Here is a 12,616-nt window from a genome sequence, read left to right as displayed (position 1 = left end):
GGCTAAAACTCCATTCCTATAGCCAGACCGACATTTAAAATCGTTGGGTCGTCCAGCTCGTCACGTAAGTCGCCGTCAAGAATAGCACTAATCTCAGCGTGAGGCCGAATATAGAGGAATTCCTTCGGATAATAGGTAAGGGATAACCCGCCCCCCAAAACGTTTAAGGCGTTTTTGGATAACCCTATGTTCACCTTATTAAACTCCGCCGAGGCCCATCCCAGGCTGGCGGAAAAGTCTAATAATAGTTCCGGCTTGAATTCGTGCTGGTAAGATAACCCGGCGTCGCCAAAGTAAGAGCCTCCATACTCAACGAAATCAAAAATCTGGTCGGTGAAAACGTTAATAGACCCGATGGGATAAGAAAACGTAAGCGACGCTTCTGCCGTGGCCGGGGCGTCTTCCTGGTTAGGGTAGAGGTAAACTATGACTGACGGTTCTATGGTGATATCCTGCCACTCCCGGCTGTAATATAGAATCAAATTTATCTCGTTAAACTCACCCTGGTTGGGCTCGTCGTTGAGGACGAAGTTGCCCCATGCCTCTAATGTAAGGTCATAAGCCGATACCCAGACGGATGGCTGCATGACCGGTCCATCACTCAGGGCAATTCCCCGCCAAACATAGCGCGAGTTGAAGTCTAACTCTCCGCCATAGGCTAACGCCCAATTTTCTGTCTGGCTATCCGGATTTTCTTCCGCTCGACCGTTGAATGTAATGAACATGATTGTCATCGCCAATAAGCAGGTGTTCAGTCTGATCATTGAGTGATTTTCGTGCGTTCCCTATTTTCAAACGTCCGTTATACCGTATATGGCGGCTCCCCTCTTTAGCCCGTATTTGTATCCGTTAAATTCACTAGAGCTGCCCGTTTCTGCCATAATTGTCGATCTTAAACTGAACAACATGTGCCAACATTTTGCAAGAATTATGCCGTGATAATTTATCATGCTAACCTATCTAAATCATTTGAGTTTTCTTGGGACAGATGATAACTTGAATATGGCTCATCCCAAAACTGGTTAGGAGATAAAAACTAAGTACCAAAATTTGTTAGTAGAGGATACACCTTAAATCAAACGCCTTCAGTGGTTATTAAAGTTAGGAGAGATGAATTCTTCCGTGCTCTATATAGCAAACGTGACCAAAATAAGAGGTTGCCACGCCACCAAAAGACGGCGGCAATTACGAGGAGGGCAGGACATTGCGAGTAGTGGGAGTTGAGAGTAGGAGTGCTTTTGGGTGTCATTGCGAGGAGTGAAACGACGAAGCAATCCCTTGAAAAGGCAAGATTGCTTCGCTGTCGCTCGCAATGACATGGAAAGAAGTCAAGGAACCGCAATGCTCACAGTTGAGGAATAAAAGAAATCTTCTGGAACAAAAGGATTAAGTTTATGATAAAATGGCTAAACTGTGTTTAATCGTAATTAACAGTGGAGGTAACGATATGCCATTTAATTCAAAATTCACACGCCTAGAGTTGTTAAAGTTATCTGGACTAACTGCTATAGGAGTAGCATACATTGATTTGATGCATACTCTAGCGTTTGTTGCTAAAGCCAGCCAAAATAATCCTACTATCAACGGCGATGAAGCTCTCCAAAGATTGATCGAGGGGAATAAACTTTACGCGTCTGGAAGACCTGGCCATCCCCATCAGACGGAAGAGCGGCGGATTGAAGTAGCTTCAGGGCAGAAACCCATCGCCGTGGTTCTGGGGTGCTCGGACTCGCGCGTGCCGCCCGAGGTTATTTTTGACCAGGGGTTGGGTGACCTATTTGTGGTGCGCGTGGCCGGTAATATCGTGGACAGCGCGGTTCAGGGCAGCATAGAGTACGCTGTTGCAGAATTGGGCGTCCCGCTTATCGTGGTGCTAGGTCATCAAAGATGCGGGGCGGTAAAAGCGACAGTTGAAATCGTAGAAAAAGGGGGCCAACTGCCCGGGCAAATCGAGGCCATTGCCGATAGAATAAAGCCGGCGGTCGAAAGCGTTAAACATTTACCCGGGGATATTTTGAATAATTCAATCAAAGCGAATGTGGAGATGGTGGTGGGGCAACTGAAAAACTCCGAACCTATTTTAGCTAAGCGCATAAAAGAGGGCAAGCTGAAGGTTGTAGGAGCAACTTATGGATTGGATAATGGAATAGTGAATTTTCTTGCATGACAAGTCAACACGAATTTACACAAATCTTATTCGTGTTTATCTGTGTCCATTCGCGGCAAAGTTTGCTTTAAATTATTCCAAACCTCTCCAGACCAGGGGCTTTTAGGAAACTTCCGAAGCCAATCTACTTTCTTGAAATAATTCTCGCAGTACCAGCATGGGAAATAATCTAAGTCCTTAAAATCACCACCACCGTGACGCTCTAGCTTCTCCTTGTGGAACTTCCTGTTAGCCTCAACTAAACGTTCATAAGCCTCAGAGAAACTCATTTCGGCTAAACTGCCTATAATATCTTCATTTCCCACGTCACCACCATGGCTGGACAGATGACAGCATTTTGTGACATTACCCCGCCAGTCTATGTTAAATTCCTGCATCTGCAGGGGCGCACAAGGAAAGAGATCAGTAGTATAGTACCCAGGCGCCATAACAATTGGCATGGGAGAGTTTTTCTGGAGTTGCCAAATTGTAGATTCTACCTCCCTTTGCTCCTCGGGAGAGAGACCGAGATTTTGAACTGTGGTTAAAGGAGTAGGCAGAAGATGGCTGAACCTCAGACCCCTGCTTCCTAGCTTTGTAGCAAGCTCTGCCATCTCTTCTACCTCACCACGGTTGTGGGATGTAATTACCATGTTAAAGGTGAATGGAATATTCTTCACCACACAAATACTTATAGCTTTCATTACACGGCGATATGAACCTCTTCCACGAAGCCTATCATGTGTATCTTCTTTGGCGCCATCAAGACTAAACGTAATCCCTGCAAGTTTATTACGATAGGGGAGTATATTTTTATAAATCTTCGTGAAGTTCTGACCGTTAGTGACAAAGCTGAATTTGTATCCGGCTTCATATACCATCTTAAGAATTTCTATAAATCTGGGATGTACTGTCGGGTCTCCGCCGGTGAATGAGAGATGATCAAAGCCGTAAGCCTTAGCATTCAGGAGGATCTTTTCAATAATCTCTATCTTCAGGTCACCGTCGGCGCTGTGCCTTCCATCAAAGCAGTGCGTGCAGCTTAAGTTACAACGATTTGTAAGCTCTATTACTATCCTTGCCATTTTATTACTAGGTAGCCACGAATAAACACGGATTTACAGTATAAATTATGCACAACTCACGATTCATGATACATGATGGATCTTTTTATCCTGCATCATGCATCTTGTATCTTGCATCCTATTTATTTCCATTCGTGCTCATTTGTGTCAATTTGTGGCTAAATCTAAAAGAATTTCAGAAATCCTCTCCGACTCCTCATACAAATCACGCCCTGCGAGGAGTTTATAACTCGAAGTCTGATATGCAAGTCTTTTAAGAACCTCCATTTGTTTAATTACTATCTCCTTATCTACCATTATCCCTCCGCTGTTTTCAGCTAAAAGGACCAGAGCCTTCGTCCTATCAATCGGAATTAATTCACTCTTGTCATTAGATACTATCTCTGGAAATATCAGTGCTTTTGGAAAACAACTATGTCGAAATCTTCCGGGGTATATCTGCTTAATATCCAAAAATCTCTTCTGTTCATTAAAAGATGAAGGTTTATTAAGTTCCGGATAGCAATTGACCAGACTCGAATCAAATGAAAACCCTTTTAAAAATGCTATAGCTTCGATACCATCTAATGTGTGTCTGATGAGGGTGACATCATCCGATAGATACCCCCAGCCCTGCCTTATTAGGCTGAGCGCTGTCGTTGACTTACCCTTTCCAGTGTCTCCGACGATAAGAATCCCGACATCGTTCTTCACTACACCGTTTGCATGTAGCGCATATACGCCGTGTTGGCGAAGGAGCCAGAGCAGGGAAAGCATAAGAAAGTCCTGTTTGGATCTTGGGTGTCTTTCCCAGAAAGCAGAATCTAGTAACCCGATTCCTAGGCTAGTTCCAAGATCGAGTTGGAATAGAGAATCCCCACTTATTAAGTAATAGAAATTCTCGTCCTTAAAAACACGTAGGCAAGAGGAGGCATAAATTTCCTGAGCCGCTTCGGGTGCTTTAATATAAAAATCATTGTTTTTAAACCTCAAGGTTAGATTGTAGGAGTCGAGAACTGAAGCGTTTTTTGTCGTGAAGAAGTAATCATGAAATGCCCTGGTTATCTCCTCAGCAAGCTGCTGATTCTCATATTCGATCTGAACATTTAAATCAACGATGGAATAAAACTCTATGATTGACATTTATGTTAATTTTTCATCCTACAGGAGGTTCTTGATCTTCCGGAGGGGGAGTAAACCCGCCAAAGAAACCAGGTCCAGTAGTGGTCTTAGTAACATTCCCATGCTTTGTAAGCTTCGGCTCGATGAACGTTAATTTCGGCTCTGCAAATGGCTTCTTGTTTTGAGAAATATCTAACTTCTCCTCCTGCTCCTTTTCTTCGTCTACTTTCTCTGACATTTTTACCTCCTTAATCAAATGATTCCTGATACATGATACATGATGAATGCACTATCTTGCATCCTGTATCTTGTATCCTGCATTTACTGCACTATCCCCAATACATCTACAAAAAAACCGAATCTCTTTTTGTTTTTTAAGCATATAATGAATGGAACTCTTACAGATTCCCCAGGGCTAAACACTCCACTTGAAAAAATTGTTAATGTTGTTCCCACTCCCCCAGGCCCTCCATCGGCATTCAGTAGTAGGTTATCATTTGTTAATATTTTGACCTCGACAAGCATAAGGTCAGAGAGTCGTTCACTGCTTGTGTTTGTAAGCATTGCATCAAACATAAACTTCCCGACGAACCCAGGTGGACAATCAGTGGTATCAGAAGTGGTTTTGAATGTTGATTTGATAGGTTCAAATGTAACAAGGTTGTTAACAATCACTAGCTCTGGAAGAACAAACTCATCGGCTCCCATGTCTGGGGCAGGTCCAATAATCCTGGGGTTTCCATCAATGTCTGTGTCAGGAAGAGCTGGTGCAAGGGGGTCTCCTCTGTTTATGGCAAGGGAGCCTGACTTAAGGTGGATGTCTCCATTTGCAGCATCTACAAATAGAGGGTCTGCCATTATATTATTCCCGTTATTTATGTGTGGAAAGTTTGTGCATGGTGTTGCATCAGCAAAGCTGCTAAAGCAAGCAAAGAAATCATTATTAAAGAGATTTACAGGCGAGGCAGTACCATTCCCGTCTCCATCCTCATCTAGAAAGATGTCATTTCTGGCTATGTTACCCCTGATGATGTTGTTAAAGATATTGATAGTGGAGGTATCCTTAAAGGCACCTGCATTCAAACCTCCTCCATCTGTAGCAGAATTCAATGTCAAAGTGTTATTTGTTAATGTTATAGTTCCTGAACCAGTGGAGACATCGGCTCCACCTCCAAAAGCAATAAATGAAGAGGTAGCAGAGTTATTGTGAAATATATTATTTGTTAGTGTTATACCTCCCGAATCGGTGAAAACCTCAGCCCCGCCTGCAAAGGCGTTTACTGAAGAAGAATTAGAAGAATCAACAGTATTAATGCCAAATGTGTTTCCTGCTAGTTTTATAGTTCCTGAACCAGCACCAATCACAGCCCCACCTCCAAAAACGTCTGGAGTAGAAGAATCAGAAGAACGAACGGAGTTACTGACAAATATATTACTCGTTAGTGTTACATTCCCCGAATTTGTGAAAACATCGGTTCCACCTCCTTGAGCGTCTTGAGTGAATCCTTTAGAGGAATTAATAGAGTTGTTAGTAAATATGTTAACTGTTAGTGTTATAGTTCCTTCATCAGTCCTAACAGAAGCTCCGCCTCCAGAAGTGCTTCCTAAAGAAGAAGTAGCACGGTTCCTTGTAAATATGTTATTTGTTAGTGTTATAGTTCCATGACTAGTAAAAACATTAGCCCCGCCTCCGGAAGTAAAGAATTCAAAGGAAGAGTTAGACGAAGCAGAAAAGTTGTCGGTAAATGTGTTATCTTTTAATATTACATCTCCTGACTCAGTGAGAATATCGATCCCACCTCCAAAAGCGCTTTCTGAAGAAGACATCACAGAGTTACTTGAAAATCTGTTTTTTGTTAGTGTTACATCCCCTGAAAGAGTATCAATCTCGGCTCCCCCTCCAAAGGCGCTTCCTGGAAAAGTAGCAGAGTTATTAAAGAAAGTAGAGTTCTCAATAGTAACATTTGCAGAACCGGTGCAGACAAAAAGACCGCCACCAAATCCATCAGTACTCCTGCCATTCGTTATACTCAGATTTTTTATGGTTATGTGGGCATTAGAATCGTCTTCAAGATTACTAAAGGTATCGATCAATAACACCTTTCTAGCTCTCTCTCCATCAAGGGTTTGTCCTACACCTTCTCCCATTATTGTGAGAGCGAAATTTTCTCCTGATGCTGCGGTGTATCTAAAAGGGGTCTTGTTCAACCTATCTCCTGCCCTTATAACTATGGTATCTGCTTCACCGTTATTCCGTGCTTTAAGAAGGGCATCGTGTAGATCGGCATCGGTGATAACATTAAAAACGGCAGCAAAACTACTTGATGACAAGAGAAAACCTGTGGTGAGCCCGCCGAATCCAAAAAAAATCAAAAATAAACCTAAGAAAAACTTTACAATTTCATTTTTGCAAGCTCCCATAACTTCATCCTCCTGTTCCATATACTACATTTGAAAAACTAATGAATTACAACCTGGTGCCCAAGCTCAGCCGCACCGCTTTTTTTGAGGACACGGATAGCGGGCTCATCCTACGGCACCGTCCGAGGGTCTGGACACTTAATATTCGAATTATTCAATGCACCCTGTAGGAACTCCTCGAGAACCTTCGGCGCGAGGATTTCGGGCTGCGTGTCCCTACTCAGCCAGAACCGGTCGAACGTAACCAGGGAGTTCGGCATGTCATAAGCACTACACACATGACCTCGTATTAAGGTCGCATTGACTTTGTCATTAATAGTATTCTGATCCTTAAAGCTTCCTCTTGTGTCGTCCGGGGGAGTGTTGGGATCATTCATGTCGAGGTTTTCGAATCGGTTAAAGTTGAACCGCGGGCGCATAACGACATGGCAGGTTCGGCACGAAGGTTTTACCACGTTCAGATACAGTTCCTTCTCGTCTAATTGCGTGTTGGGATCGTCCCCCCACCCCGGTGGCACAAAGTCACTTTGTTGCTTGCCCGTCCCGCCAGGATACCAGCCGTCGTTGGGATCGTTTATATCGCCGTCTATAAGTTGCCGGACGACCGGTGCAATGTTGGTATCTTTAATCATTTGGTTCAGCCGCCTGAATTTGTCCTCCTGGGCTCCCCTGCTAAATGACGGGCTACTAACCAAATACCTGAAGTTATCGAGATCGAACGGCAGGAAGCGACCGCCTAAGTCTGGGTTACCGGCCTCTGTTGTACTGGCAAATCTCTTACGTGCGTGATCATCATTTGCCCCGTGACAGACCGTACAAACACCCGGCATGAACTTTTCGCCTCTAACGTCAAGGTCGACGGATAGACGCAGATCTCCTCCGGGACCAAATATGTAAAACCTAGTGAAGGGGTTATCCCCATTAACACCCTGGACCACAGAACGATCCATGGCAACGCAGGCTATGCGGTTTCTGTTGCGCCTGGCATCTTTTAACGTTGGATAGTTACAGACGTAATAGGCTACCTTGCCACCACCACTTTTTCCGTGCATAGACCTGCCTAAATTTAGGTCTACCGCGTTTAAATAAAGAGCACTCGCCTCCCCTGTGAAGTTATCATCATCGAACAGGTTGCCGTTTCGGTTGAAATCAGGGTTGACGGCGAGGCCACTCCTGCTTTTCCATTCATTAAAAGTTATACCCTTAGGTTGTGAGATAGAATTCGGATCGCATTTTTTATCACCTTTAGTGATTGCCCCGATCGCTTCGTAATATGCGCATGCGCTACTCCTGAAGTCTATGCCGTTGAAGGTCAGGAAATGGTTTTGCTCAGTACAACAATTGTCGGAGGAGGGCGGAGATGACGAAGCAGATGTGGTACTCAGTGCCAATGCCGTGCGGGACTGCCCTGTACTAGAGAAGACGACACCTCCGTCTGTCGAGACTTCCGCACGGCCCATCTGGTATCCTCCTCTGCCGTCCGAAACCAGAACGTAAAGCGTGTGTAATCCGCGGCTCCTGGGCAGGGTCCACTGAATAGTGGGTGAATCTACGGAAGTCAAGCCGGGCACTGGCGTAGCCCACTTGTAATGAAGCGAGTCGCCGTCAGCGTCCGTAGCACTTACGGTGACCTCGACCGTCGTATTCCTCGGAACCCCTTGGACTGTCTGACCATTTAGAGTCGTAACAACATTTGAAACAATAGGCTTCTGATTCTCGAAGGTCAAATCCTTAACAATAATCGCAGACTCACTCGTCGTAAGCGTTTCTTCGGTCATGGAGGCTTCGCAGGTGGCTCTAAGCCTAAAGGTTCCTGAAGGAACGCTGGTCAGCAAATAATCACCGGACGCATTAGCAAGAACAGGGCCAGCAACCTCCATGCCCATGCCGTCTACGAGCGCTACAGACGCGGAAACGTCTATCTCAAAGAAAGGATCAAAGTAATGGCACGGGGTCCCATCAGCCATGGTGACATGCCCCGAGACTACACCGCCCTCAGGATTAATTTCAATGGGCGATAAAAACACTCTACTGTTATCGATATCGATTAGGTCTGGGCTGCAGTCTTCTACAAAACCAGGTGCCTCCCAGCAGAGTTGGTAGGTCCCTGCTGGTTGCTCAGGCACTATGAACCGTCCATTGAGGTCGGTCTTGACTTTCTTGGACGGAGTCGAGGTAAACACATCCTCAACGAAGACCGTGACTCCAGATAGAGGCATTTGCCGGTTCTCAACCTCGGCAAACACATAACTTTCTACTTGACCGCCTGCCTGTCCGTGCCCAACTGGTGCGATACCTGCCACAAGCAGAATTGCCGTTGCCAGCAGTAAGCTGAACCACAGCGTCCGTCGGGCGATATATGTCCTCAGCACTGTAGATATGCGCTCTTTCTCTGTTCTCCCTTTCCTACTTACTTCCGTTATCTTACTCTCTACTCCCTCCATACCCACCCTCCTTGACTCTACACGCTATACGCGTTAGAACATTTTTTGAATAAAAACTATTAATGTTCAATCTACATTCAATCCACATTACTTCCTCTCTACTGCACTATCCCCAACACATCCACAAAGAACCTGAATGGGTTTTTATTCTTTAAACATATTACAAAAGGAACATCTACAGATTCTTCCGGGCTAAGTATCCCATCTGAATAAGCACTTACACTTGGAACTGTCAATATCGCTCCTACTCCATCCGGCCCTCCATTGGCATTCTGTAACAGGTTTTCATTCGTCAATTCTGCAACCTGAACTGTAAGGTCAGAAAGTGAGCTATCGCTTATGTTTGTAAGTCTTGACTCAAAGCTAAATTTCCCAACAAACCCGGATGGACAACCAGAGGTATCAGAGGTGGTCCTAAAAGTTGATTTAATAGGATTAAATGTAACAAGGTCGTTAACAATCTGTGGTATACAATCTGGACACACGATGGAAACGATTCCAATCGTTAGGCTGACGGTAACGACGTTGGAGTCGGCCGTGCTATCATTCGCTTTGTATGTGAAGCTATCTGTACCGTTGAAGTCAGCACTAGGTGTATAGGTGAAGGAGCCGTCGGCGTTGAGCGTTAGCGTACCTTTGCTCACATCGCTGACCAGTATCGCACTTAGCGGGTCGCCTTCCGCATCAATGTCGTTGCCCAGAACGCCCGGCGCGTCCACCGTCAGTGGAGTATTCTCAGGGGTGCTATAGCTGTCGTTACTGGCGACGGGCATGCCATCCACGATAGTAATTGTCACGCTGGCGACAGCTTTGTTATTATCACTGTCCTCTGCTTCTAGCATGATGTCATAATCACCCGGCGCCAATTCGTCCAAGGCAATTTCCTCACCGATACCTAGCACCTGACCATTCAAGAGCCATTTCAGCGATTCATCGCCAAGTGGACCGTCCTCGGCGTCCCTAGCGCCACCTGTGAAGATGACTTGACTGTTAAACGCGAAGATAGCCTGATTGCTTGGAGTATCAATGTGGACCACCGGTGCATGGGACTGGACGGTGAAAGAATCGGAAGTGGCCGAGCCGGTGTTAACGCCGTCGCTGGCGATTACTTGGATCAAGGCCTGATCGCTGCCCGGTAGACTAAGGGTATCATCTAGGGTCAAGGTTGTTTCCGGAGTCTGAGTGACCAGTGTTTGCCAGCTTGCGCCTGAATCCGGGCTGTACTGGACGGTATAGAACAATGGATCGTTATCCTGATCGCTGGCCTCCCAACGGATAGTCAAGCGATCGGTGATCACCTCGCCACCGATGGGTTGCAGAAGTCTAACCTGTGGTGCATTCGCGCTGACAGTTAACCCTCCCAGCTCTTTGCCGTTCCGGGTGATACGCACCCGTGCCGTCCTAGAATCGAAGGGTACAGTCAGAAAGAAACCTTGCTCAGCATTTTCAGTCGCCGTGTCCTTTATGGGTTCGAAAGGTAGTGAGGAGAGCACAGCACCACTGGTATCCAACAACTCCAGTCCGTAAGTAGTCTCAGGGTCAGAGGTTGTATCCTGGTCGGGCTGCACTTCCTCCAACGTTTCCGCGCTGACCATGTCTTGGGATAGCCGGTAGCCGTAGTCGAAGGTCGCAACATTCGTGGCTGGAGCAATGACTCCGCCCACCACCAGGATTTCGGCATTTTGATGGGGGTCTACCAGCGCATTCCCCGTTTCGTGAGATCGGGCAGCTACGGTGCGCAGATTGATTTCGAAGAATATGTTTTCCCAACTGTAGTCCGAAACCCACTCCTGGGGACAGTAGGACATGAAGTCTTTCCCAAGCTTCGGCGAAATAATCGCCTTGCTAATCGGGTCGAATCCCCAGAAGGCATCGGGACGGTCAGGTCCAATCTGGTCTGTAGGATATGGATAGTCCGGGTTGATGTCGTCTGGTGCGCCCGGTTGACCCGGTGGCGGACAAGGAACATGCCTCCAGCGGTTTTTATCCCCGAAGTTATGGGCTAGTTCATGAGCCATGGTCACCCCACCAGGAGGCGTGTTGAACAACACCCCAAACGGCTCCATCTGCACCCAAGCTACGGTGTGTGTATGGTAGGCGGCACCTGCAACACCTCCCGTAATGGTATCCGGACTGACCATTCCCACAGTGCGGAATGGGGACCCCGATGGACACACAACTCCGCTGCTGAAGAAACGACGCTGAATCAAGGCATTAAGAACCCTCGCACTATTTTTGGGCAGTTCATAGGGAACAAATTTAAAAAAGGGTGGCTCAAGCTTCGAGATCGGGGTGGATTGGTAAAAGACGTTGACTTTGGGTACCGGCCAGAGGCTCTCGAAGCGCTTGATTATACCCCAGAATCCGGGACTATTCACGGTGTAGAGCGACCCATGGGTACGCACTGGGATCATAGTTATGCAGACGGGTGGTTTTGCTATAAACGTTCGGGTGCGCCTAAAAATATTGTTGCTGGTATTTGTCTCAGGGACAGGAATTATCGCCCCGCTAGGGTTAATTTCAGCCTGAAACGTCACGGTGCCAGAGCGCCAGGCTGGAGGCACCCAGAAGTTGAAACTGTCGTTCAACGTGTCGCGCTTGGCGCCAGTTGGATGAACAGTGACAAAGCGGTTAACTGGCCTTAAGGGCTCGGAAATCTCCATACCATCGCGAAACCCACGGAGCTGCGCCTCGACACGCCTTTCGGCTATATCCACTTTGGGGTACACACGCACATAGGTGGTCTTGTCTTGAACGAGGGGCACAACATTATCGAAGTCCTGAATCGCTTGAGTGATTTCTATGTTGGCAATAGTTAAATCCACCGGAGGTGGTAGCTTTTCGCATGTGAATTTTTCAGGGTTACAGAATTCGTCAGGAGCGCAGTTGTCCTTAGTCTCGCACTGTACGCATGTATTTGATGTGTCATTACAAACTAAGCCTGATGGGCACTCGGCATCGGCTGTACACTGTACGCATTGGCCTGACGATTCATTGCAGACTGACGGGCTGCATTGGGCATCCTTTGTGCACGGCACGCAATTGCCCGAATCACAGATTGGGCGGACTGGGTCTACGCAGTCGCTATTACTGCTGCACGTGGGCGGTCGCGTGCATGTATGCGCTTCGACGTTGCACTGGTTACCCTCAGAGCAGTCATCGTCACTTAGGCACTCTACACATTCGGCTACTCCGTCTGGAGAAACAAAGCAGCATGGGGGAAAAGTGCACGCAACCCCCGTTCCGGGACAGGTCGCCGGGCATTCTATTGCAAAGCTTGAGGAAGAACTAGCCACGAATAAAGCGGCGGCTTTGGCAATTACGAAGAGGAATATGGTAATCCTTCTACTTACTCCCTTTGTTTTATTTCTTACTTCGTTCATGACCCCATCCTCCTTCGCTTTGCATAATACGTGCGT

The 12,616-nt window shown here is 46.6% G+C and carries 8 protein-coding genes; 1 reads left to right on the top strand and 7 read right to left on the bottom strand.

The window, feature by feature from the left end; all coding sequences use genetic code 11:
- Window positions 1–2 precede the first annotated feature (2 nt).
- Window positions 3–764 carry a hypothetical protein gene (locus tag VNN20_13340; GenBank protein ID HWP93171.1) on the bottom strand — a complete coding sequence of 254 codons (762 nt, stop codon included), beginning with the start codon at window positions 762–764 and terminating at the stop codon, window positions 3–5.
- A gap of 683 nt (window positions 765–1,447) precedes the next feature.
- Here VNN20_13340 and VNN20_13335 point away from each other — a divergent pair.
- Complete coding sequence (locus VNN20_13335; protein HWP93170.1) at window positions 1,448–2,167, top strand: carbonic anhydrase; 720 nt, start codon at window positions 1,448–1,450, stop codon at window positions 2,165–2,167.
- Window positions 2,168–2,193: 26 nt separating this feature from the next.
- Here the strand turns inward: VNN20_13335 and VNN20_13330 are convergent, their stop codons facing one another.
- The 6 genes from VNN20_13330 to VNN20_13305 all read right to left on the bottom strand — a co-directional run bounded on the left by VNN20_13330 (window position 2,194) and on the right by VNN20_13305 (window position 12,580).
- Complete coding sequence (locus VNN20_13330; protein ID HWP93169.1) at window positions 2,194–3,231, bottom strand: radical SAM protein; 1,038 nt, start codon at window positions 3,229–3,231, stop codon at window positions 2,194–2,196.
- Between the two features lie 147 nt (window positions 3,232–3,378).
- On the bottom strand, window positions 3,379–4,353 hold the full coding sequence (locus VNN20_13325) for a hypothetical protein (protein HWP93168.1): 975 nt from the start codon (window positions 4,351–4,353) through the stop codon (window positions 3,379–3,381).
- A gap of 13 nt (window positions 4,354–4,366) precedes the next feature.
- On the bottom strand, window positions 4,367–4,570 hold the full coding sequence (locus VNN20_13320) for a hypothetical protein (GenBank protein HWP93167.1): 204 nt from the start codon (window positions 4,568–4,570) through the stop codon (window positions 4,367–4,369).
- A gap of 83 nt (window positions 4,571–4,653) precedes the next feature.
- Window positions 4,654–6,774: a right-handed parallel beta-helix repeat-containing protein gene (locus VNN20_13315; protein HWP93166.1), complete on the bottom strand. Its 2,121-nt coding sequence runs from the start codon at window positions 6,772–6,774 to the stop codon at window positions 4,654–4,656.
- A gap of 89 nt (window positions 6,775–6,863) precedes the next feature.
- Window positions 6,864–9,197 (bottom strand): hypothetical protein, encoded by a 2,334-nt coding sequence (locus tag VNN20_13310; GenBank protein ID HWP93165.1) that lies wholly within the window; start codon window positions 9,195–9,197, stop codon window positions 6,864–6,866.
- Window positions 9,198–9,295: 98 nt separating this feature from the next.
- Window positions 9,296–12,580 (bottom strand): Ig-like domain-containing protein, encoded by a 3,285-nt coding sequence (locus tag VNN20_13305; protein ID HWP93164.1) that lies wholly within the window; start codon window positions 12,578–12,580, stop codon window positions 9,296–9,298.
- Between the last annotated feature and the right edge of the window lie 36 nt (window positions 12,581–12,616).

The organism is Thermodesulfobacteriota bacterium (genome assembly GCA_035559815.1).
GTDB lineage: Bacteria > Desulfobacterota_D > UBA1144 > Nemesobacterales > CSP1-2 > DATMAT01.
The sequence above is the reverse complement of the archived record's forward strand: the minus strand, read 5'-3'. Positions and strand labels throughout refer to the sequence as shown.